Annotated in this window: 25 protein-coding genes; 2 read left to right on the plus strand and 23 right to left on the minus strand. The window is 28.9% G+C overall.

What is annotated here, in order from left to right; all coding sequences use genetic code 11:
• Nucleotides 1–26: 26 nt before the first annotated feature.
• The 4 genes from ACQPUW_RS11245 to ACQPUW_RS11260 all read right to left on the minus strand — a co-directional run bounded on the left by ACQPUW_RS11245 (nt 27) and on the right by ACQPUW_RS11260 (nt 3,223).
• Complete coding sequence (locus ACQPUW_RS11245; RefSeq protein WP_430837582.1) at nt 27–1,289, minus strand: sensor histidine kinase; 1,263 nt, start codon at nt 1,287–1,289, stop codon at nt 27–29.
• Nucleotides 1,282–1,962, minus strand: a complete 681-nt coding sequence (locus tag ACQPUW_RS11250; RefSeq protein ID WP_430837583.1) for a response regulator transcription factor — start codon at nt 1,960–1,962, stop codon at nt 1,282–1,284. The genes ACQPUW_RS11245 and ACQPUW_RS11250 overlap by 8 nt, the downstream gene beginning before the upstream one ends.
• Nucleotides 1,962–2,519 (minus strand): ubiquitin, encoded by a 558-nt coding sequence (locus ACQPUW_RS11255; protein ID WP_430837584.1) that lies wholly within the window; start codon nt 2,517–2,519, stop codon nt 1,962–1,964. The genes ACQPUW_RS11250 and ACQPUW_RS11255 overlap by 1 nt, the downstream gene beginning before the upstream one ends.
• Nucleotides 2,520–2,668: 149 nt before the next feature.
• Entirely contained in the window at nt 2,669–3,223 is a 555-nt protein-coding gene (locus ACQPUW_RS11260; protein WP_430837585.1) for a DUF4342 domain-containing protein, read from the minus strand.
• 248 nt (nt 3,224–3,471) lie between these two features.
• Here ACQPUW_RS11260 and ACQPUW_RS11265 point away from each other — a divergent pair, with 248 nt between their 5' ends.
• Entirely contained in the window at nt 3,472–3,861 is a 390-nt protein-coding gene (locus ACQPUW_RS11265; protein ID WP_430837586.1) for a hypothetical protein, read from the plus strand.
• 443 nt (nt 3,862–4,304) lie between these two features.
• On the opposite strand, the gene ACQPUW_RS11270 is transcribed toward ACQPUW_RS11265, so the two are convergent.
• A complete protein-coding gene (locus ACQPUW_RS11270) occupies nt 4,305–5,780 on the minus strand; it encodes a protein adenylyltransferase SelO (protein ID WP_430837587.1) in 1,476 nt (491 codons plus the stop codon).
• A 371-nt stretch (nt 5,781–6,151) separates the two neighbouring features.
• On the opposite strand from ACQPUW_RS11270, the gene ACQPUW_RS11275 reads away from it, so the two are divergent.
• Nucleotides 6,152–6,652: a hypothetical protein gene (locus ACQPUW_RS11275; protein WP_430837588.1), complete on the plus strand. Its 501-nt coding sequence runs from the start codon at nt 6,152–6,154 to the stop codon at nt 6,650–6,652.
• 384 nt (nt 6,653–7,036) lie between these two features.
• Here the strand turns inward: ACQPUW_RS11275 and uhpT are convergent, their stop codons facing one another.
• From uhpT to ACQPUW_RS11365, 18 genes are all read right to left on the minus strand, one after another.
• Nucleotides 7,037–8,494 (minus strand): hexose-6-phosphate:phosphate antiporter, encoded by a 1,458-nt coding sequence (gene uhpT / locus ACQPUW_RS11280; protein ID WP_430837589.1) that lies wholly within the window; start codon nt 8,492–8,494, stop codon nt 7,037–7,039.
• Nucleotides 8,495–8,770: 276 nt separating this feature from the next.
• On the minus strand, nt 8,771–9,391 hold the full coding sequence (locus ACQPUW_RS11285) for a GyrI-like domain-containing protein (protein ID WP_430837590.1): 621 nt from the start codon (nt 9,389–9,391) through the stop codon (nt 8,771–8,773).
• 205 nt (nt 9,392–9,596) lie between these two features.
• Nucleotides 9,597–10,835 carry an McrC family protein gene (locus tag ACQPUW_RS11290; protein WP_430837591.1) on the minus strand — a complete coding sequence of 413 codons (1,239 nt, stop codon included), beginning with the start codon at nt 10,833–10,835 and terminating at the stop codon, nt 9,597–9,599.
• On the minus strand, nt 10,828–12,729 hold the full coding sequence (locus ACQPUW_RS11295) for an McrB family protein (RefSeq protein WP_430837592.1): 1,902 nt from the start codon (nt 12,727–12,729) through the stop codon (nt 10,828–10,830). Before ACQPUW_RS11295 ends, ACQPUW_RS11290 begins: the two co-directional genes overlap by 8 nt.
• 366 nt (nt 12,730–13,095) lie before the next feature.
• Nucleotides 13,096–13,860, minus strand: a complete 765-nt coding sequence (locus ACQPUW_RS11300) for an ABC transporter permease (RefSeq protein ID WP_430837593.1) — start codon at nt 13,858–13,860, stop codon at nt 13,096–13,098.
• Nucleotides 13,860–14,519: an ABC transporter ATP-binding protein gene (locus ACQPUW_RS11305; protein ID WP_430837594.1), complete on the minus strand. Its 660-nt coding sequence runs from the start codon at nt 14,517–14,519 to the stop codon at nt 13,860–13,862. The genes ACQPUW_RS11300 and ACQPUW_RS11305 overlap by 1 nt, the downstream gene beginning before the upstream one ends.
• Nucleotides 14,520–14,649: 130 nt before the next feature.
• Complete coding sequence (locus ACQPUW_RS11310; RefSeq protein WP_430837595.1) at nt 14,650–14,955, minus strand: helix-turn-helix transcriptional regulator; 306 nt, start codon at nt 14,953–14,955, stop codon at nt 14,650–14,652.
• Between the two features lie 509 nt (nt 14,956–15,464).
• Nucleotides 15,465–16,769 carry a PTS sugar transporter subunit IIC gene (locus ACQPUW_RS11315; RefSeq protein WP_430837596.1) on the minus strand — a complete coding sequence of 435 codons (1,305 nt, stop codon included), beginning with the start codon at nt 16,767–16,769 and terminating at the stop codon, nt 15,465–15,467.
• Between the two features lie 221 nt (nt 16,770–16,990).
• Nucleotides 16,991–18,403, minus strand: a complete 1,413-nt coding sequence (locus ACQPUW_RS11320; protein WP_430837597.1) for a 6-phospho-beta-glucosidase — start codon at nt 18,401–18,403, stop codon at nt 16,991–16,993.
• A 258-nt stretch (nt 18,404–18,661) separates the two neighbouring features.
• Nucleotides 18,662–19,387, minus strand: coding sequence for a MurR/RpiR family transcriptional regulator (locus ACQPUW_RS11325; protein ID WP_430837599.1), 726 nt, complete (start codon nt 19,385–19,387; stop codon nt 18,662–18,664).
• Between the two features lie 289 nt (nt 19,388–19,676).
• Nucleotides 19,677–20,876 (minus strand): sialidase family protein, encoded by a 1,200-nt coding sequence (locus ACQPUW_RS11330; protein WP_430837600.1) that lies wholly within the window; start codon nt 20,874–20,876, stop codon nt 19,677–19,679.
• 184 nt (nt 20,877–21,060) lie between these two features.
• On the minus strand, nt 21,061–21,957 hold the full coding sequence (locus ACQPUW_RS11335) for an ROK family protein (RefSeq protein WP_430837601.1): 897 nt from the start codon (nt 21,955–21,957) through the stop codon (nt 21,061–21,063).
• Nucleotides 21,958–22,107: 150 nt separating this feature from the next.
• Nucleotides 22,108–22,560 (minus strand): YhcH/YjgK/YiaL family protein, encoded by a 453-nt coding sequence (locus tag ACQPUW_RS11340; RefSeq protein ID WP_430837602.1) that lies wholly within the window; start codon nt 22,558–22,560, stop codon nt 22,108–22,110.
• Nucleotides 22,561–22,677: 117 nt separating this feature from the next.
• A complete protein-coding gene (locus tag ACQPUW_RS11345; RefSeq protein WP_430837603.1) occupies nt 22,678–24,180 on the minus strand; it encodes a sodium:solute symporter in 1,503 nt (500 codons plus the stop codon).
• A gap of 73 nt (nt 24,181–24,253) precedes the next feature.
• Entirely contained in the window at nt 24,254–25,120 is an 867-nt protein-coding gene (locus tag ACQPUW_RS11350; protein ID WP_430837604.1) for an N-acetylneuraminate lyase, read from the minus strand.
• Nucleotides 25,121–25,156: 36 nt separating this feature from the next.
• Nucleotides 25,157–25,822 carry an N-acetylmannosamine-6-phosphate 2-epimerase gene (locus ACQPUW_RS11355; protein WP_430837605.1) on the minus strand — a complete coding sequence of 222 codons (666 nt, stop codon included), beginning with the start codon at nt 25,820–25,822 and terminating at the stop codon, nt 25,157–25,159.
• 347 nt (nt 25,823–26,169) lie between these two features.
• Nucleotides 26,170–26,442: a hypothetical protein gene (locus ACQPUW_RS11360; protein ID WP_430837606.1), complete on the minus strand. Its 273-nt coding sequence runs from the start codon at nt 26,440–26,442 to the stop codon at nt 26,170–26,172.
• A gap of 43 nt (nt 26,443–26,485) precedes the next feature.
• Nucleotides 26,486–26,881: an SdpI family protein gene (locus ACQPUW_RS11365; protein WP_430837608.1), complete on the minus strand. Its 396-nt coding sequence runs from the start codon at nt 26,879–26,881 to the stop codon at nt 26,486–26,488.
• Nucleotides 26,882–26,901 lie beyond the last annotated feature (20 nt).

Genomic DNA, 26,901 nt, shown 5'->3' on the forward strand with positions numbered 1-26,901 from the left:
ACAATAATGGTTGTTTCATTATTTTTCTATTTGTTATTTTGTGGTAAAAATACAATTATCCTTGTACCTATTTCCTTTCTACTTAAAACACTAAAATATCCTTTATGGTTATCAATAATCCATTTTGCTATAGATAGTCCAAGACCTGTTCCACCATCTTTTCTAACTCTTGCCGTATCAGCTCTAAAGAAACGTTCAAATATATAAGGTACATCACCTTCATCCATCCCTATCCCATTATCTTGAATAGAAAAGTATGCTTCTCCTTTATCATTTCTTCCTACTCTAAGTGTTATAGTTTCACCAATTTCTGTGTATTTAGCTGCATTTTCAACTAATATTCTAGCAGTCTGCTTAAGTAGACCTATATCACCATAAACGTTTATATTTTCTGAATTAGTATAACTATATATATGATTTTTATCTATCATCTTAGACTCTTCTAAAACTTCATTCATCATATCATTAAGTGAGAATTCAGTCATGGTAAGCTGGGTTTTTCCATTAACACCTCTAGCCAAGAATAATAACTGCTCAACTAAATTTTTCATATTTTCAGATTCAGATTTTATTGCTGTAATAGATTCTTCTAATACACTCTCATCATTTTTACCCCAACGATCTAGCATATTTGCATAACCTTGAATTACAGAAATAGGAGTTCTAAGTTCATGTGATGCATCTGAAACAAATCTTGCCTGTTGCCTATAAGAATCTCTCATTCTATCTAAAAGTTTATTTATTGCATCCTCTAACCCTTGAAGCTCACTATCACCAATGTGTATTCTTTCATCAGATGTTACAGGACTAATTTTAGATATAGCATCCTCAAGGCTCTGAAATTTTTCCTCATCAAAATCCATATTACTAAGTCTACTTGCTGTTTCTGCTATTTCATTAAGTGGTTTTAAAACCTTTCTAATTTTTGCTGTACCAAATATTATTTCTTCTAATAAAAATATCCCTTCCACTATTCCTAAAACTATAATTATTTTTATAAGGGTATATAGAAAAGCACTAGCTTCTTTAACCATAGTCTTTCCATTATCCCAAGTAACTGTATAGTTTGCTGTTTCTATAGGATAAAAATTAAATGACCTTTGTGCATTTTGTACTAATTCCCCATAGAAGCTCTTTTCAGATTCCATACACCAAAGGCCAACCAAGATAATGATTAAACATATATCAATTAAAAGAAATCTAAAAAATAAATCTCTTACAGAGGTAGCATTCATCTTTATTGCAATAGATGTAACATTCTTGTTCTTGTTCTTTTTACTCTTACTCATCTTTTATTACATATCCTACACCACGTACTGTAGTTATTATTTTCACCTTAAAAGCATCATCAATTTTTGTTCTTAAATACCTTACATAAACATCTATTACATTTGTTTCTCCAAAATAATCATAACCACATACTTTTTCTATAAGTACATCTCTAGTTAGTACTATATTTTTATTTTCCATTAATATTTGTAGTAAATTAAATTCTCTATTAGTCAATTCAATCTCTGTATTATCATAAATTACTTTATGTCTCATTTTATCTAAAGTTAACAGACCACAGCTTAATACATCTTCATCTTTTTTTACTGTAACTACTCTCTTTTTAAGAGCTGTCCTTATTCTTGCAAGTAATTCTTCTATTGCAAAGGGCTTTGTTATATAATCATCTGCTCCTGCATCAAGCCCTGATACCTTATCCATAACAGCATCTCTTGCAGTAAGCATTATAACAGGAATCTCAGAACTTCTTCTTAGCCTTCTTAATACTTCAAGTCCATTAAGTTCAGGAAGCATAACATCAAGAATAACCAAATCAGCCTCTCCCCTCTCTGCAATTTCAAGGCCTGCTCTACCATTATTCGTTTTTATTACTTTATACCCCTCATGCATTAACTCTAGCTCTATAAATCTTGCTATTTTTTCTTCATCTTCAACAATTAAAATCTTAATCATTAATTAAACCCCTTTTTAAATTTATCTTTTATAATTTGGACATTTTTTGATATTTCACTAAATAACTCATTTACTTTATCTACCTTATCCGTATTAATACTTTTAGACGATACTAAAAATTCTATCTCAAAGAATAATCCAACAATCATTAGAGGTATGATTATCCAGAAGGCAAAAAATAAAAGTAGTATTAATACAGTAAGTGGAATTTTTAAAAGTACTATACCTCTTCTTCTAATCTCAACAAATATATTATTGCAAGTATCTATAGCTTTACATATAGCTTCAAAAATCCCCTCAAAGTTATTTTTACTTTTAGAATCATTATTATCTCTATTTTCGCTAATATTAACTATTTCTCCCTGATTAGTGTAACTTTCTTTATATTCATTGGTATAAAATATGCTAACAGAAGGCTTTTCCACTCTTCCATGCTCTTCTAAATACAGCATGGCATCTAGTATATCCCAATTATTATTTTCTAAAGCACTCTTAGCTTCTTCATAACTTATATTAGTTTTATCTCGTAATTTATCTACAAGTTTAAGCTTCTCCATAAATAATCCTCCATACCTATGGCATAATTAAAATCAATTATCTTAATTCTATCCTTATCCATTAAATTATATCATTCCATCTAATATTTCCGCAGCATAAAAATAAAGAGACTTTGAATATTTTTCAAAACCTCTTTCTAAAATATATATTATTTCTCATATCCTTCTTTAAAATCTCTTTTAATAGTATCTGCTGATTTTGATACCTCTTCAAAAATATTATTTACTCCATCATAATTAACATTAGGACCTGAAATTGAATATTTATATCCACAGAATAATCCAACGATTAATAAAACTATACTTGGCACTGATAAGAATACTAATAAAAGTACTGATATTGTTAATGATATTCTTATTGGTTTTTCATTTTGCTTTCTAACCTCAAAGAAATGATTATTTCCTTTTTTTAAAATCTTTCCCAAGAACTTAAATACTCTTCCTACAACTTCTCCAATACCACCAAATTTCTCATCATGCTTTTTATTCTCTTCTTTTTTCTCGTGCGCCTCTTCTTTCTCTTGATCTTCTTTCTTCATTTCTATTATAGTAGTAGTTTCATTATTTTCTACTTTTCCGCTTCTCTCTAAATAAATAATAGAGTCTAAAAGATCAAAGTTACATTTTTCTAATACCTCTTGTGCCTCTTCACGACTTACATTAGCCTTTTTAATTAAGATTTCAATCATTTCATTTCTTTCCATTTATATTACCTCCACAAATTCATTACTTAATTCATTATGGTTATATAATACTTTTAGAAAATTAATGTAAAATATAAGAAAGATTAAAATTAGATTAAAATCTTATTTTTTATTCTAAAATTGCTTTTATTTTATGATTTTAATATTTAAAACTAATTATTATTTATTTCGACTTTTTTATGTACCTTTATCGATAGTTTTACATATTATAACATATAAACTATTTTTTTATTCAGAGAGGTGTTAATATGTGTAATAGAGATTGTGATAGAGACTGTTTCCGTAGAGATTGTGATAGAGACTGTGATAGAGACTGCTTCCGTAAAGATTGCGATAGAATATGGGATGAATTTAGTAGAGATTGCGATAAAGATTGTGATAGATGTCGTAGACAATGTGAGAGATGTTGTGTTAGACGTTGTCGTATGGAATGTGAAAAAGAATGTGAAAGACGTCGCAGAGAATGTGAGAGACGTTGTCGCAGAGAATGCGAAAGACGTTGTTGCATAGAATGTCAAAGATGTCGTAGAGAATGTGAAAGAAAATGTGCTAGATGTCGTAGAGATTGCGAGAGATGTTGTAGTAGAAAATGTGAGAGATGCTGTAGTAGAGAATGCGATAGAGATTGCGATTGCTAATGTAATATAAAGTTCTATTGAGAATTTCATAGATATTTACTTTTTTAATGTAAATAGAATTATTGTAATTCTAGTATTGAGAGTAAATATATAAGATTTTTAAGAAAATATCATCATTTATTAGCTCTATAGAAATAATTTAATATTAGAATCTAATTAACTGTATGACTTTAAATTTTTAGATTTAAAATTAAGTTTGTATAACAAAAAGGAGCCTATATATAAACTCTTTTTTCATTGTTTATTATATAGGTTCTTTATTACTTAGAACTTTACTTATCATGTTTCTATTACCTTTCACTAACTTATATACTTTTAAATATTTTTTGAAAGCTATTTAAGAAGATATTTATAATTCAATAAAATAAACTATATACAACAATAGCTAGTAAAACTTAATCTATTTTACTAGCTACTAATTTTTAAAATTTTATATTTTTATGTTATGTTCCACAATAAGTTTTATATTTACAATTTGATGGCTCAGGTAGTGTAGAGTAATATTCCTGTTCCTTAGAATGATCATATGGCTTTGAAAGAGCATCTAAAAGTCTATCCATAACGCTATAATCTCCATCTTTTACTGCTGCGTCTAGTGCTTCCTCTACTCTATGATTACGTGGAATTACTGCTGGATTATTATTTTTCATAAGCTCCTTTGAGTCATCCTTTGATTCTTCTTGTCTTTCTAATCTGGCCTGCCATAACTCATACCACTTATTAAATTCATCCCTGCCTGAAAGTTCTGTACCCTCTATCTTATCAAAAGTTAGAGCAAGGAATGTATTAGTATAATCTGCACCATACTCTTTCATAATATTTAAAAGATTTTCAATTAGCTCTTCGTCTTCTGCCTCTTCATTAAATATACCTAGCTTTGCTCTCATTCCTGAAAGCCAATTATCCTTATAAAGCTTTGCAAAATTTGAAACTGCATTTTGTGCTAGCTTTAAAGCTTCATCTTGATTGATATGCAAAAGTGGTAATAGAGTTTCTGCAAATCTTGCAAGATTCCATCCTCCAATACCAGGTTGATTACCATAAGCATATCTACCTTGAATATCTATAGAGCTAAATACAGTTGCAGGATCATAGGTATCCATAAAAGCACAAGGCCCATAATCAATTGTTTCTCCGCTAATTGTCATGTTATCAGTATTCATTACTCCATGAATAAAACCAACTAGTTGCCATTTTGCAATAAGCTCTGCTTGCTTCTTAACAACTTCTTGAAGCAAGAAAAGATATGGATTTTCTTTATTTTCTCCTCCTTTAAAATGTCTTTTTATAGTATAATCCGCTAATTCTCTAAGTTCTCCTACCGTACCCCAATTTGAAGCATATTGAAATGTACCAACACGTATATGACTGGCAGCTACACGAGTTAATATTGCACCTGGTAGTCTAGTTTCACGAATTATTGGCTCACCTGTTGTAACTACAGCTAAACTACGAGTTGTAGGAATACCTAGTGCATTCATTGCTTCACTTATAATATATTCTCTTAACATTGGACCAAGTGATGCTTTTCCATCTCCACCTCTAGAATATGAAGTTCTACCTGAACCCTTAAGCTGAATATCAACTCTCCCACCTTCTGGAGTTATGTGTTCTCCTAATAATACAGCTCTTCCATCACCTAACATTGTAAAATGTCCAAATTGATGTCCTGCATATGCTTGTGCAATAGGAGTAGCTCCTTCTGGAATCTTGTTTCCTGCAAATATATCTACTCCATCAGCGCTTTCTAAATTATTTGCATTTAGCCCTAATGACTCTATTAACAGATAATTTAATTTAATTAATTTTGCTGATGGTACATGGCTTGGATTCTGTTTAGTAAAAAACTTTTCTGGAAGGCTAGCATAAGTATTTTCTAAATTAAAACCTGTTTTTATTGTTCCCTCTTCTTCTCTCATCGTATCTCCCTTTCTTCTTTTATTTTATATAGTTTTCTATATGAAACGAAAATCATAGCTTCTATTATTTTTTCAGATATAAACTTATATAATAACTGAACTCTTTTTAGTTTATACCTCTAATAATTTATTATTCTTACTATATTTTTCTTTAGCTTCTAACTATTTAATCCATTTATATTACTAAAGTATTGTTTTTGCAATATTAATTTATTATTTTAAAACTCCTTTTTATTCTAAAATCGCTTTTATTTTATGATTTTAATATTTAATTCTGAAATTATTATTGATTTCGACTTTTTTATGTACCATTGTTAATAATTTTACATATTATAACATATAAAATAATTTTTTATATAGAGGTGTTTTTTATGTCTAATAGAGATTGTGATAGAGAGTTTAATATACGACGTCGCAGTGAATGCGAGAGAGAATGTGAAAGACGTTGCAGAGAATGTCAAAGAGAGTGTGAGCGTTGTCGTAGAGAATGCGAGATAGAGTGCGAAAGACGTTGCCGTAGAGAATGTGAGAGACGTTGTCGCAGAGAATGTGAAAGAGAGTGTCAGAGACGTTGTCTAAGAGAATGTCAAAGAGAACGTGAGCGTTGTTTAAGAGAATGCGAGAGAGAATGTGAAAGACGTCGCAGAGAATGTGAAAGACGTTGTCGTAGAGAGTGTGAAATAGAGTGCGAAAGACGCTGCCGCAGAGAATGTGAGAGACGTCGTAGAGAATGCGAGAGAGAATGCCAAAGAGAGTGTGCGAGACGTTGCAGAGAATGTGTGATACGTTGCCGTAGAGAATGTGAAAGAGAGTGTGAAAGACGTTGCCGCAGAGAATGTGAAAGATGTTGTCGTAGAGAATGCGAGAGATAGTATGTGACATTATCGCAGAGAATGTTAGAGAGACTTTATATTAAAATACGAAAGAGCTTCATAAAGAATGTATTAGGGGTATACTTTTTTATGTAAATAGAATTGTTTTAATTTCAGGTATGGAAGGTAAATATATCAGATGTCTACACTGAAATGTGGAGATACTCTGTTAATCATGTTTCTGTATCGTCATTTCTTACTTTTACAAGAATAATTTAATACTACAATTCAATTAATTGTATAATTTAAAATTTAAAAATTAATTAATAGGATTATATGATAAAAAAGAACCTATATATAAACTCTCTTTTTGATTGTCTATTATACAGGTTCTTTTTTATTTTTAGATTTATAAAATAAATGTTTATTTATGAGCTAAAATTTTTAGTTAGTTACAGCTGCTTCTTTTTCTAAGCTAGTTAAAACTGCTTCTTCTAACTTCGCTGAAGCTTTTTCTCTTCTTAATCTTCTAATTTTCTTTTCTTCTCCATAAGCTACTACAAGAAGTAAGATTACACCTACAATAAGTGCTGCATAGAAGACAACAAAAACATCATTCCATCCATGAAGATTTGTCCCAAATACAGTTATACCAGATGATTTTGGATCTGCAATTTTTGCAAGTGCAACTTTAGCAGTTGAATCACCAAAAAGATAACCAAATGTTCCACTTAATCCATTAGTTACTGTTGTTGCCTTTTTGGGAGTAAAACCTACTATTGAGACACCTATTAAAAGTTGTGGTCCAAAGATTAATGCACCTAAGCAGAATAATGAAACATCTATCATTGCAACACTAGTTGCATATCTATATCCAAGTACCGCAAAGGCAGTTATTCCTAAACAAAAAGCAGCAAGTATTGCTCTTCTTCCTTTTAGAAGGTCAGACACATATCCCCAAGTCATACTTCCTAAAAGTGCTCCCATTTCAAAGTAGAATATTGTATCAACAGCATCTGTCATTCCAAATCCTAAATGTTCTGTAACATAAAGTGGAGCCCAGTTGTCTATTCCTATACGAACAATATATACGAAAACGTTCGCTACACAAAGTGTCCAAATCCAAGGATTCTTTAAAACATATTTTTTAAAGATTTCAAACTTAGTCATTGATTCACTTTCGATATTATCTTCATCTACAGGCTCACCAAAGATATCTTCAACTCTATTCCAACCTAATTCTTCAGGCTCATCTTTACCAACAAACATTAATAAAACACCAACGATAAGTGCTATTATTGCTGGGAATATAAACATCCCTGCAACATTTCCATGGAAGAAAGCATTAGCACCCCATAGTGCAAGTATTCCAGCAATTGCCCCACCTATATTATGAGACATATTCCAAAATCCTAAATATCTACCTCTTTTAACTGTTGGAGTCCATCTTGATATTGTAGAGTAAGCAGCTGGGCCTCCTGGTGCTTGTAAAAATCCACTTAATCCCCAAAGTAATAATATAATTCCTGATGGTTGTTTACCATTAAGTAATAAAATACCTATTATTAATACTATTGTTGCTGACATTGCTAATAAAAATGAAACTATACGTTTTGCATTTCTACCATCAATTATGTAACCTAATAATGTTTTACCTATTGCATATGTAATTGAAAATCCAAATCCTATGTATCCAAGTTCTGATGTAGTATAACCTAATTGTTCTTTTAAAAGTGGTTGTGCCGCTTTAAAGTTATTTCTAATTAGATACATACAAGCGTAAACAACAAATACAACTAAAAAAGCTTTTAAAAATTGTTTAATCCACTGTTTTCTTTGTTGTTCTATTGGCACAGAAACTGACTTTTTATCGATATTAAAAAAATTAACTATTGCGTCCATTTAATTCCTCCATTAACTCATATATTCTGAAATATTCTAGAACATATTTTAATTTTTCGGAAAACGTTTCCTGAAAATGTTTGCAATATAATAATAAAATAATTTATACACGAAAAAATCTCCTAAATGTTTCATAAATGTAACATTTAAGAGATTTTAATTTCATCTTTATATTCTATTTATTTTTCTTTTTCCAGTTTATATTTTTGATAAAGAATATCCTTTAAAACTAAAACCGTGTCAGCATCATTAAATCCAAATTCATTTTTAATTGAGTTATAAGCTAACTCTATATCTTAAAACTGTTTTTAGTTTATCAGGTGCTGTTTTCCTAAAGTCTGATATATATATTTCTCTGTGTGCCTTACTTTTTATCTCTAAATTATTATCTTTGCAATACTCTTCCATTATTTCAAAGCTCTTAGCTTCATCGTCAAAAGATCCTATATGCATCATTTGAACACATTTACCTTCTTCTATACTGACAAATTCAACTTCATCTAATAGCATATTTGGCTTTTTCTTTTTTACAATATTTATGGCTTCTTTGAATAATTCCTCTGTTACAAACTCTGGCTGCCTAATCATTATAGTGTAGACTAATTTATCTTTATCTAAAACTTCTTTACCTCTAGCCTCTTCTTTTAAATCCCATATTCCCTCTAGAGGATAGACTACATAATCAAAATACCCTTCTGGATTTATGCCATTTCTAGGCATCATCTTTATGGTGTAAGATAGTGAATATAACACTTCTACAGCTTTTGAAAATCCCTCACTATTTGGATTTCCTTCTCCTTTTATTTGGATAAATTTAAACTCTTCAATATCTACTATCTCTGGCTTTGTTTTTGGTATATAATACTGTTTCTCTTTTTTTCTCCATTCATGTTTCATAGTTACCCCTCCTGTGTTTTTAATTTATGCTACTCCTTATACTAATAATAGACTAAACTATATTACTTGTAATTATATTATATAAATTAAACCGTATCATTCATTTATGATACGGTCTTCCATAACTACTTTAAGTAGATTTTTTAAGTTTTACACCTTATATAAAATATATAGAATTATAATCTTCAAATACAATTTATATAAGCTAATTAATTATATTTTCTAAGTCCTCAACTGTATTATTATAGCTATCCAGTCTAACTGTTTTAATCTCAATTTCTTTATTAACATTATCTATAAAGGTCCAAGCTTCGTACTCCTTCCCCTCTTCTAAAGAAGGATATAAAAGAACTGCTTTTTTTGCATCTTCATACCTACTAGCATAAGCATACATCTGATATATATCACTTATTTCATAATTATTTTTTGAATTATATTCTACTGCCTTCCATTTTATATCTATTATAGTTGTTGATACATTATCTTGTATTACAATATCTGGTCTTAGATTAAAACTTTGCTTATTATTGCTTTTGTTAGCTAACAAATAATTTTTTGAATCCTGTAAGTATACTTTTTTGTTAGTGCATATTTCTTTTATTACTTTTACAGTGTACTTTTCATATAATGTATTCATATCAAATAGCATTGAAAATCCATTATTCATTCCTCTTCCACTATCGTTACTCATATTTAAAATAATAAACTTAGCTAATTCAAAGACCTGTAAAAATCTTTTATTTTGTTTATTAATTTGAACTCGTGAAAGAATTTCTTTATTTATATACTTTATATCAACATTACTAAGCTTAAATAATGCTTTATTGCACTTTTTTGTAATATCCATATTATTTATATTCCTTAGTATTTTTTCACTAGCAAACTTTAAAACTTGGTTTAGTAAAATATTTTCGCTATATTCATCAAAGCTACAGAATACTCTATCCTTATTTGCGTAGTTTTTATTCATATGCTCCTTTAATACTATCTTTCCTCGAATCATTTTTAGATTGTCTGAGTAATTTACGTATTCTCTAAAAATTCCTTTGTTTAATTCCAGCATCAATATTTCCAAATATTTATTTGCAATTAAATCTAACAAGTTATAATTTTGAGTATTAGAATTAATAAGCTTATCTAAATTTATATCTAAATCCAAGCACTTAGACAACATTTCTAATAGAATTCTTCTATCTTTATTTTTATCATTACTAAATGATATTTTAGGTAGAACTTCTATTGTTACATTCTTTATTTTTAAAATACCTACATAATTAATAAATCTTATTTTAGTATATCCGCCTTCAATTACATTGGTATTATCCCTTATATTTTCTTCTAAATACTTTTGCAGAGCTCTATATTCATTATTTGATAACTTCTCTTTACCATCACCTAAATAAATATAATCAAAGGATTCTCTAACACAAATATACTTATTCATAGATGCTCTTTAACTCTTTTTCTGTTATATTTGATTTAATATTATACTTATAGGAAGTTGTAAATTCATCTATATAAGTTTCATCAAATAAATCTTTTGGATTAATTTCTTCTCTATAGACTATATACTTATCCGCTTCAGATTTACCTATTCCCCCTAAGACTAATGCAATGTTCTTCCAATCTTCATAGAAATATTCCTGTAATAATGGAATTATCTTACCATTTATAGTATTTATTATATCTTCCTGTGATGTGCAAGTAATAAAATATGCATGTCCTATCATGTAATTTCTATCATATAGATACTCTATTCTTGAATTAATCTTATTTAACATTTTGCATAAATCTATATCATCAACAACATTTAATATTTCTTCATCAGGCATAATTTCTTTAAATTTAAACCGTCTTCTTAGCGCAACATCTATGGGAGCTACAGATTTATCTGAAGAGTTCATAGTCCCTATTAAATGTAAATTAGGTGGTAAACTAAATTCTTCTTTTGAATATGGTAACTTTACTATCATTTCATTTTCAGTATCTAATCTTTTATCTTCTTCCAATAAAGTTAATAGCTCACCAAAAATTTTTGATATATTACCTCTATTTATTTCATCAATAACTATTACATATTGATCACAATCAAAGAAGTCATATTTACTACTATCATTTATATATTCTAATACTAATTCCTTCTTCTTGGATTTGATTTCATTCTCATTCATAGAATTCATTTTGCTTACAAAATCTGACTTTAAATAGTACAGTAAACCTTCAAACATTGCCTCTATTGCTATCTCTTTTAAAATTCCATCTTCTAATATAAAGTTTCCCCTGCCATCTGACCTTAGTCCTTCAATGAATTCTTCATATCCATAGGATTGATGGAATGTGCAGAATCTAACTCGATTATCAAGCTGTGCCTTTTTAACTTCACTATGAATAATCTTTCTATTATCCACATTGTTTATATACTTAGAATAATCTATGATTTTTAGTACTTCATTATCTATATTATAAGTTTTACCTGTCCCTGGCGGCCCATATAAAATTATATTTTTATCTTTATTAATGAAGTTATTTATTGAATTAATATCATTATTATGAATACTTATAATAGAACCATACTCATACTTCTTTTCTTTCTTTGAAAAAACTTCTAATATTATTTTGGTATCATTTTCTAGGTCCATTTTTTTAATCTTACCTATAACTCTTAATACTTTTGTATCCTCTCCAGCATATATAAATTGTCCTAACAAAAAATCTCCTACAGAAAAATTTTTTATTGCATATAAATATGGCTTATCTGTAACCTTTAAATTACTTAGATCAATAATTATTTCTGTGTCCCCTATTTTAATAAAGTCATCTGAAAAGAACTTTATATTCATGTAAAATTTGTTTGTTTCTTCATATTCTAATCCTTTAAAATAATCTAAATCTTTAAATTCATCATATCCACTATTTATATCTTCAATTTTATTCCAATTGATAACATTATAATATTTTAATACTACTGTTTTCTTGTCGAGAGCTTTAATTGGAATTACATGTCCTACATCTTTTTTAAATTCATATATATCCTTTAAATCCTTCTCTACTCTCCCCAAAATTTTATTAACTTGTAGTAAAATTTCACCATTTACCTCTATTATTCTTCTTATAGTCCATCCAATATAATCTCCCTTTGCTATAGATAAAACTTTTCCTAGAGGATCTTTATGCTGATGATCTATTATTTCATCTGATTCAATATGCTGAGTAAGATTATAATCACAGCCTAATCCAACTACTACTTTATCTTCATTAAAATAGTCAATATAACTAGTAAAATATTCATCATTAAATATAGATATAAATTTTTTATTTTCTAATAGTCTATCATCCATTATCTATTTTCTCCTAATAAGTTTTCTATAAATACAATCTAAAATATTATTAATATCCTCTCCCCTTATATTTCCATTTTATCGCACTTCACTAACACATATACAACTAAAACGCATAAGCCTAGTACAAATAAACTAGAGTGAGAGTCAAAAAATATATTCATTAAAATAAATAAAATAATCAGTAATATAGCTTTTATAATAAACTTAAAATACCTTTTTCTTTTAAGCAAAAGCTCACCTCTTTATAATATACATATACTAAATTTTATGTGTAGAAATTATCTTTTAGAATGAAGGTTTATATATAAAAAAGACTAAGTTCTATAGAGAACTTAGTCTGAATTTATCACTAATAATACATCATCAAAGTATATATTTACTTGAATCTTTTAATTGCTTTCTTTTATTAAAGAATGTTTTATAAGTTAAATATGTGGATATCATAGTTGATATAGATGCTGATGATAGAATCATAAAGGTAACCATTATCTGAAACTTTACTGCAACTATTGGTGATGTTCCACCTAGTATTAATCCAGTCATCATTCCTGGTAAGGATACTATTCCTAAAGTTTTTGCTGAGTCAATAGTTGGCATTATAGAAAGCTTTATACTTTCTCTTATTATATCGCTTGAGGCTTCCTTTATATCTGCACCTAATGACAATTTAACTTCAACAGCTTCCTTTCTCTCTTTAAAGCTAGTATTTAAATTTCTATAACTTAATATAATTGCTACCATAGAGTTACTTATAATCATCCCTGCAACTGGTATTACGTCACTTGCTTTAAATTTTATTGCATTGGATACTATTAATATGGTCATAGTAATGCTTGTCCCTATAAGAATAGAAAGAAAGGATATAAGGATTTGATTTTTTATAGAATCTCCTTTTTTCTTAGTATTTAATGCTGCAATAAAGATCATAACCAAAATCAGCATTATTGTATATATTGGGTTTTGTAATCCAAAAATAAAGTTTAAAAGGTATCCTACTATAACTAATTGTATAATTGCACGAACTACACTTACTATTATATCTTTGCCTATATTTAATTTATCTTTATATGAAATAAATATCGGTATTACTACTAAAATCGATGAAAAAATTAAAGCCTCTGTACTCATTAATATAATTCCTCCATTTTCTCTATATTCCCCTTTGAAAAAACTATTCTTTTATTAAATATGCTAGTGCTTTGCTCCTCACTATGGGTAATCCATAATACAGTAACACCTTCATTATTTATTTTTTTAACATAGTTTTCAACAACCTTTGTATTACTAATATCTAAAGCAGATGTTACTTCATCAAGCAATAAAACGTCTGGCTTAAATATAACATTTCTTATAAGTCCAACCCTTTGCCTTTCTCCTCCTGATAAAGATGATATTTGCTTGTCTAAATAGCTTTCATCTAAATTAAATAGGTTTAGAAAGTATATAATTTTATCTTTATCAACCTCTTTATTTCTTATCTTAAAGGGAAACTCTAAATTATCATATACAGTGTCTCCAAATAGACGTGCTGATTGTGTGCAATAACTAACTTTTCTTCGTAATTCAGTAGGCTCATAAGCTTCGTATTCTTTATCTCTATACTTTATACTTCCACTTTTAATTTCTATTAAATCTGCACATATTTTCATTAATGTGCTTTTACCACTTCCTGATTCCCCTATAATAGATATACAATCCCCTTCATTTACTTGAAAGGATACTCCATTTATTATATTTTTCTCATGCTCTACATCATAGTAGACTCTATTTAACTCAAGTATTTTCATATTAATTCTCCTACCCCTTTAATAATATATCAATTTTCAATATCGCATTTCGATATTAACATAAAAATTTTTCCTTTTCAATAAAAAATAGGTTAGTAAATTTAAATTTTCAAATCTACTAACCTATTTTCTACATAACCTCACCTACTAGCACCTTTAAGCTTTTCTTTAATTCTAATAAAAGTTCATTTCCCTTTTTTGTACTTTTATAATATTTTCTTATCTTGCCATTAACATTCTTTTCTTCCTTTTCTAAAAGCCCTTCCTCTACCATAGTTTTAAGAACAGGATATAATGTTCCAGGGCTCATATTGTACCCATGCCCCTTTAGTTCTTCTATCATCCAACTTCCATAGAAGCTTTCTTTATCTGCATGATGTAATATATGAATATATATTAAGCCATTAAATATCTTTCTTATTATCTGTTCTTTCAATGTGTTCATCTCCTCAAAGTTTTAAAGCATTTTTTAGTTTTATTTATACAATTATATCATTTTATAATATATAAATTTAGATTATTTTTTCTTAAGATTCATGATAAATCTATTAATCTTATGTTACTATATTTCATTTATAAATTAAATTTCATTGATAAGATAGCTATTTTAAAACATAACTAAAAATCCACATATACCTATTTGGCATATGTGGACTTCTACTATGTAAGTTATTATATAAAAAGAAGTGTTGGCTTAAAATTATAAAAAATATTTATTTAACTAAAAGGTTGTTAGTACTCTATAAATATCGTTATTTAATATTACATAATCTACAAGTAAAACTCAATAATCTAATCTATTCATCTTTTTTATGTTATATATTAAAGCTTTATATCTAGTAAATAAGAAAGGATATAAAAAATGGTTGCCTCAAAATAACTTTTAACTATTTTAAGACAACCACTTATATTAATTTCTATCTTTAAAACTAATTATTCTTAGATTTAATTATCTGAGTTTTCAGCTGCTCTTTCAGCTTCTAAATTCATTCTATCTATCTTTCTAACAAATGGTAAGTATACAAAGAATGATAAAACTAAAATTGCTGTTTGAAGTAATGCCATTTTCCATCCACCTACAAGGAATCCTGATATTATAGGAGGCGTTGTCCATGGAACCATTACTCCACCAAATAGTGGAACTAAACCAACTGAAATTGAGAAGTAAAGTATTATACCTGATATAACTGGCATTGCGAAAAAAGGAATCGCCATAAATGGATTCATAACTATTGGTAATCCAAATATTATTGGCTCATTTATATTAAAGATACAAGGGAATCCAGCAAGTTTACCTAATTGCTTGCATTGAGCTGATTTTGCAAAGAATAGTAAAAACATTACAAGTCCAATAGTCATACCAGCTCCTGTTACTGTCATGAATTGATCTAGGAATTGTTGAGTAACAATTCTACCACCATTTTCAATAGTAAGCTCCATTCCTGAATCTAAAATAGCTTGATTAGATAATGTGTTTGATTGTAATATAGGTCCCATAATTCCACCAACAATCGTTGAACCATGTACACCAAACCACCATAAGAATGGTATCATTAATCCCATAAGTATTACTCCACCTAATGAGTCTGTCATACCTTGAAGTGGCATTTGTATAATTTTATAAACCCATTCAACAAATGTTGTATTAAATACATCTTTAAATACTACGAAAACTATCATTGCTCCAGTTATAATAACAGCTGCTGGAATTAATGCTGTAAAAGAATTTGCAACCCCTGGAGGAACACCTTCTGGCATCTTTATTATAATCTTCTTTTTCATAAACCATGTATATATTACCCCAACTAATATACCGATTATTATAGATACTACCATACCTTGTCCAGCTGTCCATGTCTTATCTATAACATTATTTACTTGTACCCCAGTTGCTTTATCTATAACGTAAGAATTATTCATTAAAACAAAACATACTAATGCTATGATACCTGCTGATAATGGCTCATATCCTTCATTTTTAACATAAGTGTAAGCTATACCTACAACAGCTACTAACGCTATAATATTAAATGTTGCACCATAAGCTTGATTTAATGCTACATCCCATCCTTTACTAGCTATAAATTCAGCTATTGGAGTATAAGGGAAATTTGCAAGTAATAAAAATACTGAACCAACTATAGTAAGTGGCATTGTAAATAGCAATCCATCCTTTAATGCTTGTACAGGTTTTAAAGTTATGAACCTCATAATTAAAGGTATCAATTTATCATTTAGAAATTCTTTCATAATTTATTATTCCTCCCCACTTTTTGAATACGTTTTCCGCAGCCTGTTAAGAAATGATAATTTGAAACTTAACTCTTCAAATTACCTTTCTTAAAAATTATAAAAATAAACCCAGTCTTAATCTAATTAAATTTAATTTGATCAGCCTACTTTTAATTAACCCTGATTTAATCAACCTAGATCTAATTTAAGTAGCCTTATTATAATTAATATAATTCCTATTAATCTGTAAGATCTTCTCCATTGCTTTCTATAACTTTTTTATACCAATCAAATGATAACTTCTTGCTTCTTTCAAGAGTTCCGTTTCCTTCATCATCTTGATCAACATAAATAAAACCGTATCTCTTTTTCATCTCACCAGTACCAAAGGAAATTAAATCTATGCAACCCCATGGTGTATAACCCATAAGATCCACTCCATCAATTTCAACTGCTTTTTGCATTTCAATAATATGATCTCTTAAGTATGCAATTCTATAATCATCATGTACCATACCATCTTCACTTAGTTTATCAATAGCTCCAAATCCATTTTCAACTATAAACATTGGCTTATTATATCTTTCATATATAACATTTAATGAATATCTAAGTCCTACAGGGTCAATTTGCCATCCCCAATCACTACTCTTAATATATGGATTTTGAACCTTCTCTTTTGCATTTGCTTTGACTGCATCTGACATATAATAACTAAGCCCTATATAATCTACAGTTCCTTCTTTTAGTATCTCTTCATCTTCAGGCTCCATATTTATATTAAGCCCTTTTCTTTCCCAAAGTTTTTTAGTAAAGCTTGGATACTCTCCTCTTACATGAACATCAGCATAGTGCCATCTCTTTCTCATCTCTTCAACTTGAGCCATCATGTCATCTGGATTGCAAGAGTAAGGATATACTGGAACAAAAGCAATCATACATCCTATTTCAAAATCTGGATTAATTTCACGTCCTATCTTTACTGCCTTTGCACTTGCTAATAACTCATGGTGTGCTGCTTGATATACAAGTTCTTCTCTATTGTCTCCCTCTTTAAATAAAAGCCCTGAATTACAGAATGGAAGTATGTCCACATCGTATTCAGCTTGATTGTTTATTTCATTGAATGTCATCCAATACTTAACCTTATCTTTGTATCTCTTCATTACAACTTCAGAGAATCTAGCAAATAAATCTACAAGCTTTCTATCTCTAAAGCCGCCATACTTTTTAACTAGATTATAAGGAATTTCAAAATGACTTAATGTTATAACCGGCTCAATATTGTATTTTAATAGTTCATCAAACATATCATCATAGAATTTTAATCCTTCTTCATTTGGTATTTCCTCTTCACCTGTTGGGAAAATCCTTGTCCATGCTATTGATGTTCTAAAACATTTAAATCCCATCTCTGCAAACATCTTTATATCTTCTTTATAATGGTTATAAAAATCATTTCCTTTATGGTTTGGATAATAATATCCTTCTTCTACTCCATCAGTTATCTTTCTTTTAACAGTATGTGAGCCTGCCGTCATTACATCAGCTATGCTAACACCTTTTCCGCCTTCATTCCAGCCACCTTCTAATTGGTGAGCAGCTACTGCCCCTCCCCATAAAAAACCTTCTGGTAACCCTCTTTTTTTCATATATACCCCCGAAAATACTTATTTAACTTCTTCTGTTTCCTACTTATGAATTCATAATATCAAACGTTTTCATAGATGTCAGTACTTTTAGAATCGTAAAAAACAAATTATCTTTTATAAAATCTGTTACACAAAAAAAACAAGATTTATATAAGTAAGATTTATATAATATAGAAAAAAAGTTATCTAAAGAAGTTCTTTTTATTTTAAACAAATAAAAGCTGTAATCTAAGTATCTTTCATAGATTACAGCTTTTTTTATATATACTTTTTTAATTTTCTTCCTATAACTTCAATCATATAAATAACGGGAACCTGAGACGTTATATTTAAATTTTCTCTAGCAAGATCAATAGGCATATAGTAAGCTAATGTTATGTCTGAAATCTTAGCTAAAGTGCTTGTTTCACTGTTTGTTATTGAAACTATCTTGCAATTATATGATTTGAACTTATTAACATGCTCTATTGTTTGCTCTGTCTCTCCTGAAACTGAAAGGGCTATAACTACTGAATCTTCATAATAGCCTTTAGGAACTGGATGATATGGATCAGTTATATATTGAACAAATTTTCCTATATTAGAAAGATATCTTGCCCCATACTTTCCAAGTACGCCTGAAGTACCTATTCCAATAAAAACAGCTTTATCTGATTCTCCTATTAATTTAGCCACTTCATTTAATTTATCATCAAATTCTTTATTATTAACCTTTTTAAAATAGTCAATCATAAAGTTAGCATCAATTTCATATGCTGAATTTTGCTTCTCTTCTCCATAAAGCTTATATTTTAGTTTAAATTCTGAATAACCATCGCATCCCATCTTCTTACAGAACCTTAGAACCGTAGTTGTTGATACATGTGACTTCTCTGCCAATTCCCTAATTTTCATATCTGCTATTTTATTCTTATTGCTTATTATATATTTGTATACTTCAAGTTCTAAGTCATTTAAGCTTTGTATCTCCTTATAAGTTAACATTACTCCCCACCTACCATAGATTATATTTTTATTATGTACAATATCCCTTATACCAGATTATAACACGAAATAATAATAGGTTTAATCTTATATTTAAATTACACTTAACTATTATTTATACTAAAAGAAACCTACTTATATACTATAATTTAATCCATACTTGTTTTATAGGAGGAAGTAACAATGTCAAAAGAAAAATCCAATAGGCAAGTGCTGTCATCAAATTATTGTTAATTATTAAAAAAATCTTCAGCATAATTACTGAAGATTTTTTTAATAATATTTTCTTTTATTGTATTGATTTATAATAAGATGTTAAGTCTTTATATTCTATATTTCCATCTGCTTCATAAAGAATACTTAATTTTTCATTGTTAAAAGATAAGCAGGAATACCCACCTCCAGATTTATTTCCATCTTTAGGATAAGGGACACATAGTTCTTTAATTCCTTTAGATAAGTCATCAAAATCAATCATATAAACAGTAATATTATCTCTAGTATATCCGCCTTTAGTGTTCTTAGGTGCTGAAATTAATCCAATTCTATGGCCATTAGAATTTGTAATTTTAATAAATGAACCTTGACAGCCTGAGCCAGAACCAGTTGAAATTTTACCATTTAAAGGTTCATATACACTCCATGTAGATCCTAAATCATGAGATATATATGATGCTCTATAACCAGCTGAATCATCCCTAGCACTCATAATTAAAGATCCATCTAGCTCTATTACCATATTTTCAGAAGTTTTTGATTTAGGTACTTTATTTCCCATTGTCCATGTTTCACCATTATCTTTTGAATATATAATTGATGAATAATAATTATTAGTATTGTTTTCTCTTAATGCAATTTGTATTGGCATTACTATTGTTCCATCAGACATTATAATACCTGATCCAACTCCCCCTAACCATCCAATTGTATTGCTTGGTTGATTTTTTATTTTTGATTGATTTGTAGTTAAATCTATTTTATCAGACCATGTTGCGCCATTATCATCAGAGTAAACCATCTGAACAGACCAATCATCTCTTAATGAAGTTGTACTATTTGCCCAATTACCATCCTTATTCCAAGAGCCTGCAATTAATATAACTCTGCCTGTATTGGTAACTACTGTTGTTGAATCCATTACACGAGAAAATTTTGAATTGACACCATCATTTTTCATTGCTACTTGGTAACTCCACGTTTTTCCATCATCAATACTACGTGCACATCCAATATCAATATTTCCATGGTCTTGAGCACCATTATGACGAATATCAGAAAACGTTAACATCGTGCCATCCTTTAATAATTGCATACTTGGAATTCTAAAATACTTTGCATTCCATACATTATTAGTTTTATCAAATACTGTTATTGCTGGCTCCTCAGTATTAGTATTTAGTTCACTTGCAAATACAGGATTACTAGTACATAATACGATAATAGTCATTATAGATAAGAATCTTAGGTTTTTAACAAAATTTTTTTTCATTTCTATCCCCCCATTTAAATTAGTATTTAAAATATTTTATAGAAATTTGCACATTTTAAAATTAATTAAATTTTTGTGCAATTTTGTATAAATCCTGAAGGCTCGTATATAAGTAATAAAACAATATATACCTAAATCAATGCTAATAATCTATATTTTAAGTATCTCATTCTTAATAATCAAATTACAAAGAAGACTCCTTAAATGTTTCTTTAAAATTATAAAAAGCGCCCTTAAGTCCAGCGGTATTTCTTAGTTCTGCAAAAGCTATATTAGTGTTGTTATAAACTGACTCTATTAAATACTTTTTTAAACTCTTTTCAATTAGAGGTTTAAAAACTTCCTCTCTAGCCATTATTCCTCCACCTAGAACAATAACTTCAGGATTTATTAAATAAGCAATATTTGAAATTCCTAATGCTAAATTATCAGCCAATTTCTCAACTTCATCCCTGCATATAAGATCTCCTTTTTCATAATTATCTAATATATATCTACCATCTATTTCACTAGGGTCAATATTCTTTCTTATAGCTACATTTTTTACCAAGGTACTTGCTGATGCAATTTCTTGAATTTGTTCTCCGTTAACTAACATATAACCAATTTCTCCAGCTGAATTACTAAATCCACGAAGTATTTTTCCATCTATAATTAATGCTCCACCAATTCCTGTGCCTATTGTTAAACATGCCATTGAAGATTTACCTTTACCAGCTCCTCCGAAGAATTCTCCTAGCGCAGCACAATTAACATCATTCTCTACAGCGCATGGCAAATGAAATTCTTTTTCTAATATTTTTTTCACTTCAACCCCAGTATAATTAGGTATTGTTGGCCCAGCATAGGCAATTTTGCCTTCTTTAGGACATACCATACCAGCTGTTGATATGCATATTCCTTTTATATCATAATTATTCTTAATCTCTTTAATTATATCTTTAACTTTATCAAGTATACTTAATCCACCTTTATAAGCTTCAGTATCTCTATCATTAATGTTTATTAATGTTTCTTCTTCATTTATAATTCCATACTTTATGCTAGTTCCACCTATATCTATAACCGCAAATAAATCCATATTTATCACCTCTAAAAAATTAATACCTTATAAAATTATTATAAGCAATAAAGGCTGTATCAAAATAACTTAAAATAAAATTATAAACCTAATCAATCAATCTAGTTTCATAGTTTATTATTGTAAGTTTTAATACAACCTCATAAAATATTATAAAATCACTTTATAAATAGCCTTTTTTATATCAGAAGACTCCTCACTAGCCTTTAGACAAGTCATGTGTATATCATCTGGATAACAAATTAAGAAATCTCCCGCTTCTAAAACAACTGAAGAGTTTTCATCTCCTTCAAAAGCTAAAAAATCATCCTTTTCAATAAATTCTTTAAATTCTAAGTTTTCCTTAAAATTAAGATTTATTCTTTCTTTTCCACTGAAAACAACATGAACATCTATATATTTTTTATGTCCTTCCCAAAAACGATCTTCCTTATTTTTTGTAGTATAATTAACCCTATTAAAGAACAGCTCTTCCCCTTTTATTTCATGAGTACCTGGAGCAAACTCTATTACATTATTATCTTTTGCATGTAGCAAAGCTTCTTTAACAAGCTTTGGTAAATAATCATAACTTTCTAAATTCATTAAATTGCCAAATATCATTTCATTCACCTCTAAAAATATTTGATTTTAAAGTAGTGCTGATCTTTAAATGAATGTTAGGGATCATTTAAAAATCAACACTTAATCTAATTAAACATTATATTTTTATTTATATTATTAATTTTTATTGTAGTACATTGTTGCTTTATTTAAAGTTTTCTCATCAACCAATTGAGATTGAGTCATTAATGAAACTATCATTCCAACTATAACTGAAACTCCAATTGATATGATTGAGTATGACCATATACTTACATCGAATCCGCCATATTTACATACAACAACAGCTATTGCTGATGCTATAAATCCAGCATATGCTCCTGTTTTTGTAGCCTTTTTGAAGAATACTCCTAATACAAATATTCCTGCTAAAACTCCAAGAACAAGTCCCATAAATCCATTAAACCATTCATAAGCTGAGTTTACTCCACCATTTGCAAGGATTACTGCCATTAGTATTGAAGCTATACCAACTCCTAAAGATACATATTGCGCAATTTTTGTTTGTCTTTCCATTGACATATCTTTTGTTATAAAATTTTGAATATCTAAAGTCCAACTTGTTGCAACTGAGTTTAATCCAGTTGAAAGTGTTGATTGTGCTGCTGCATATATAGCTGCAAGAACTATACCTGTTATACCAACTGGTAATTGGAATGCTATGTATGATGCAAAAATTTGGTCTTGTTGAGCAGTTTGTAATAACTGAGGATTTTGATTATAGAAAACATATAAAGCTGTTCCTATTAAATAGAATATAGTTGCTACAAATAATGATAATACTAGGTTACCATAAGTCATTTTCTTTAATTGTTTTATATCTGTAGTTGTAGTAAACCTTTGCACTACATCCTGACTTGAAATATATGATGAGAAAGTATTTAATCCTCCTCCAACTATTAATAAGAATACACTTGTTTTAAATATATTAGCATCAAATATCGGTTCTGTTGAAGATAAGAATTTTCCACCTTCAGTTAATTCACTCATAATAGATCCGAATCCGCCATCTATTGTTGAAATTAAGAATATTAATGCAAAAATAATACCTGCTATAAGTACACATCCTTGAATAAAGTCTGTCCATAATACTGACTTTAATCCACCTGTATATGAATAAATTATTGCTATTATGCCCATTGCTATGATAAGTAAGTAAACATTTATACCAGTAAGCTTTGCTAATACCATTGATGGTAAATACATTATAATTGCCATACGTCCAATTTGATAAATTATGAACATTATAGCCCCAAGAACTCTAAGCCCTTTATCCTTATATCTTATTTCTAGATATTCATAAGCAGTATCTATATCTAGTCTACTATAAACTGGTAAGATATATCTTATTGTAAGAGGTACTGCTACAAACATACCAAGTTGAGCAAACCACATTATCCAACTACCTTTATAAGAGTTACCAGCTAATGATAAAAATGAAATTGGACTTAATAAAGTTGCAAATATAGAAACCGAAGTAACCCACCAAGGAATAGTTCCATCACCTCTAAAGAACTCTTTTCCTTTCATTTCTTTCTTAGAGAACTTTAAACCTGCATAAAGCACAGCCCCTAAATAAACAACTAGTACAACTAAATCAATCTTCGTAAACCCTTGCATACCAATTCTCCTCCCCTATTCTTTTATGTAGTCTAACTTTTTAAAGTTAGACTACTATTTTCAATAAATATCCCTAAAAATACTTTTTGTTAATTTCCTTAGCTTTTTCAACCATTTCTTCAGTAGCTTCCTTCATAGGTTGTCTGCAGTATCCAGCATCCACACCTTGCTCTTGAAGAATTAATTTAATTGTTTGGTAAAGACCATTATTTAAAATATCAGTTATTAAATCATTAGTTACATGTTGAACTTCTAATGATGTTTGTACATCACCTTTTTGAGCAGCTTCAAAGATTTGTCTTGCTCTAATACCGTTTACATTGAATGTTGAACCAATTGCTCCATCAACACCAAGTACTGTAGCAGGTAATAGCATTTCATCAAATCCAGCAAATATTAATTTATCTGGGAATGCTTTTCTCATACGCTCTAATAAGTAGAAGTCTGCTGCTGTAAACTTAACGCCTATAATCTTATCGTTTTCAAAAAGTTCAGCAAATTGATCTATTGACATATTTACTCCTGTTAGGAATGGAATTGAATAAATAATCATTTTATTATCTACTGAATTTATTATTGTTTCATAGTAATGTTTTATCTCATTAAAATCAAATTTATAGTAGAATGGTGTAACTGCTGATAATGAATCATATCCAAGCTCTGTTGCAAACTTTGCAAGTTCTACTGCTTCTTTTAAGTTTACTGACCCTACTTGAGCTATTAATTTAACTTGTCCTTTTGCTTCATCCATTGCAATTTCAAATATTCTTTTCTTTTCATCAGTTGAAAGCATAAAGTTTTCTCCAGTACTTCCTCCTACATAAAGACCATCTACCTTACATACATCAATATTATGTCTTATTATTTCTCTTAACCCCTTCTCATTGATGTTTCCTTCCTTATCAAATGAAACTAATAGTGCTGAATAAATACCTTTCATTGTTGTTCTCCTCCCAAAATCATTTTAATTTTTAATTTATTTTAAAACATCAGTAAATCTCTTTGTTATTTGTTGTGGTCTTGTGATTGCTCCTCCAACCACTGCTGAATATGCACCTAATTCAAATGCCTTCTTTAGTTCCTCTGGAGTATTTATCTTTCCTTCGCAAATAACTGGGATTTTTACCGTTTTTACTAACTCTTCTAAAAGTTCAAAATCAACATTGTTACTTTGTTTGGAATATGATGTGTACCCTGAAAGTGTTGTTGATATACAATCAAATCCTATTTTTTCTGCTTCAATACCTTCTTCTAAAGTTGACACATCTGCCATTGCTGTTTTTCCTTTTTCATGAATAGCATCAACTAAATCTTGTATATTTTCATTATTAGGTCTTTTTCTTTTTGTAGCATCTAATGCTATCATTTCACATTCTGTTTCTAGAAGCTCGTCCACTTCTTTAATAGTTGGCGTTATATAAATTTCTGAATCATTGTAAACTCTTTTTATTATTCCAATGATAGGAAGTTTTGCAACCTTCTTTATTTCATTAATATCACTAACACCTTGTGCCCTTATTGCTACTGCGCCACCTTCCTTAGCTGCGATTGCCATTCTTCCCATAATAAAAGAACTATGTAAAGGCTCATCCTCTAAAGCTTGGCAAGAAACTATCAAATTCCCTTTTAATCCATCTAACATTTTATATATCACCTTTCTGAAAATTATTTTCTCTATATTCTTATTGTAATCATTTTCTATTCATATTTCAATACCTTTTTGAAAATATTTTTCAATTTTTTAGTTATTTTTTTCCTGTATAGGTCTCTCCCTTTCTGTAATCAAAATCTATTAGATAAGTTAAATCATACATTTCTTTATGTAAACTACTTCCTCTTGAAAATAAGCAACAAAAAAAGTGCATAAATTCCTACAATTTTATGTTGGAACTTTTATGCACTTTCATATTAATATTTACATATGAAAGTAATTTATAGAAGATTCTTGAAAAGAGAATCTAGAAATTCAAATAACTTTCCTTATCATTTTTATTTATTTCTCTTAACTTCAGCACGAGAACTACCCCGTACAAATTTAAAATACAATACTATAGCAATAAAGAAAATTATATAACCTATAACTTTTAATATCATTATATTAGGTAATATTGTTGTAGCAATTAATCCATCAATATTATTACAATCTACATATTTAAGTAAACTCTGTATACTATTAAGTTTAGATTGATAAAAGCCTAATGTAGCTGGAATTAGTAGCCACGCAAAATTTTTAACGATTTTATATTCTCTTATCTTTATCATAAAATTTCTACACACCATTTTCAAAGATATTTATAGTAGTTGATCATTTCTTCGTTATTTCACTTTTTCTATTACCACGTTTATCAAAGTTTCTCTTCAAGGCTCTCTCCGTAGGAAAGATAGGCCCAATTAATAAAACAAGCTGTATACCACAAAGTATTCCACCAAAAGTTCCTACAACATCTTCATCTCTTCCAATTACAAATAACATGGCTATAGCAGAAATAACAAGCATAATCCATCCTATAGTTAGCCACAGTTTTCCAAAATAGTGATGTGCGAACTCCCATGTATCCTTATTTTTCATAGACATAGAAGTTCTGTACCCAAAAACTTCATTGATTTCTTTTGGTGCATGTTTGATAAAGTATTTACCAAAGCCAACCATTGTAATTGGAATTAATAAATCTGAAATCATCATAAAAATCCAAAATCCCATTTTCCTATACCCCCTTTAAA

Origin of the sequence: Clostridium sardiniense (assembly GCF_050584765.1) — a bacterium.
In the GTDB taxonomy this organism is placed as follows: domain Bacteria; phylum Bacillota; class Clostridia; order Clostridiales; family Clostridiaceae; genus Clostridium; species Clostridium sardiniense_A.

Coding starts and splice junctions, on each gene's coding strand:
- ACQPUW_RS11245 (WP_430837582.1), bottom strand. CDS start 1,289: ATGAGTAAGAGTAAAAAGAACAAGAACAAGAATGTTACATCTATTGCA.
- ACQPUW_RS11250 (WP_430837583.1), bottom strand. CDS start 1,962: ATGATTAAGATTTTAATTGTTGAAGATGAAGAAAAAATAGCAAGATTT.
- ACQPUW_RS11255 (WP_430837584.1), bottom strand. CDS start 2,519: ATGGAGAAGCTTAAACTTGTAGATAAATTACGAGATAAAACTAATATA.
- ACQPUW_RS11260 (WP_430837585.1), bottom strand. CDS start 3,223: ATGGAAAGAAATGAAATGATTGAAATCTTAATTAAAAAGGCTAATGTA.
- ACQPUW_RS11265 (WP_430837586.1), top strand. CDS start 3,472: ATGTGTAATAGAGATTGTGATAGAGACTGTTTCCGTAGAGATTGTGAT.
- ACQPUW_RS11270 (WP_430837587.1), bottom strand. CDS start 5,780: ATGAGAGAAGAAGAGGGAACAATAAAAACAGGTTTTAATTTAGAAAAT.
- ACQPUW_RS11275 (WP_430837588.1), top strand. CDS start 6,152: ATGTCTAATAGAGATTGTGATAGAGAGTTTAATATACGACGTCGCAGT.
- uhpT (WP_430837589.1), bottom strand. CDS start 8,494: ATGGACGCAATAGTTAATTTTTTTAATATCGATAAAAAGTCAGTTTCT.
- ACQPUW_RS11285 (WP_430837590.1), bottom strand. CDS start 9,391: ATGAAACATGAATGGAGAAAAAAAGAGAAACAGTATTATATACCAAAA.
- ACQPUW_RS11290 (WP_430837591.1), bottom strand. CDS start 10,835: ATGAATAAGTATATTTGTGTTAGAGAATCCTTTGATTATATTTATTTA.
- ACQPUW_RS11295 (WP_430837592.1), bottom strand. CDS start 12,729: ATGGATGATAGACTATTAGAAAATAAAAAATTTATATCTATATTTAAT.
- ACQPUW_RS11300 (WP_430837593.1), bottom strand. CDS start 13,860: ATGAGTACAGAGGCTTTAATTTTTTCATCGATTTTAGTAGTAATACCG.
- ACQPUW_RS11305 (WP_430837594.1), bottom strand. CDS start 14,519: ATGAAAATACTTGAGTTAAATAGAGTCTACTATGATGTAGAGCATGAG.
- ACQPUW_RS11315 (WP_430837596.1), bottom strand. CDS start 16,769: ATGAAAGAATTTCTAAATGATAAATTGATACCTTTAATTATGAGGTTC.
- ACQPUW_RS11320 (WP_430837597.1), bottom strand. CDS start 18,403: ATGAAAAAAAGAGGGTTACCAGAAGGTTTTTTATGGGGAGGGGCAGTA.
- ACQPUW_RS11325 (WP_430837599.1), bottom strand. CDS start 19,387: ATGTTAACTTATAAGGAGATACAAAGCTTAAATGACTTAGAACTTGAA.
- ACQPUW_RS11330 (WP_430837600.1), bottom strand. CDS start 20,876: ATGAAAAAAAATTTTGTTAAAAACCTAAGATTCTTATCTATAATGACT.
- ACQPUW_RS11335 (WP_430837601.1), bottom strand. CDS start 21,957: ATGGATTTATTTGCGGTTATAGATATAGGTGGAACTAGCATAAAGTAT.
- ACQPUW_RS11340 (WP_430837602.1), bottom strand. CDS start 22,560: ATGATATTTGGCAATTTAATGAATTTAGAAAGTTATGATTATTTACCA.
- ACQPUW_RS11345 (WP_430837603.1), bottom strand. CDS start 24,180: ATGCAAGGGTTTACGAAGATTGATTTAGTTGTACTAGTTGTTTATTTA.
- ACQPUW_RS11350 (WP_430837604.1), bottom strand. CDS start 25,120: ATGAAAGGTATTTATTCAGCACTATTAGTTTCATTTGATAAGGAAGGA.
- ACQPUW_RS11355 (WP_430837605.1), bottom strand. CDS start 25,822: ATGTTAGATGGATTAAAAGGGAATTTGATAGTTTCTTGCCAAGCTTTA.
- ACQPUW_RS11360 (WP_430837606.1), bottom strand. CDS start 26,442: ATGATAAAGATAAGAGAATATAAAATCGTTAAAAATTTTGCGTGGCTA.
- ACQPUW_RS11365 (WP_430837608.1), bottom strand. CDS start 26,881: ATGGGATTTTGGATTTTTATGATGATTTCAGATTTATTAATTCCAATT.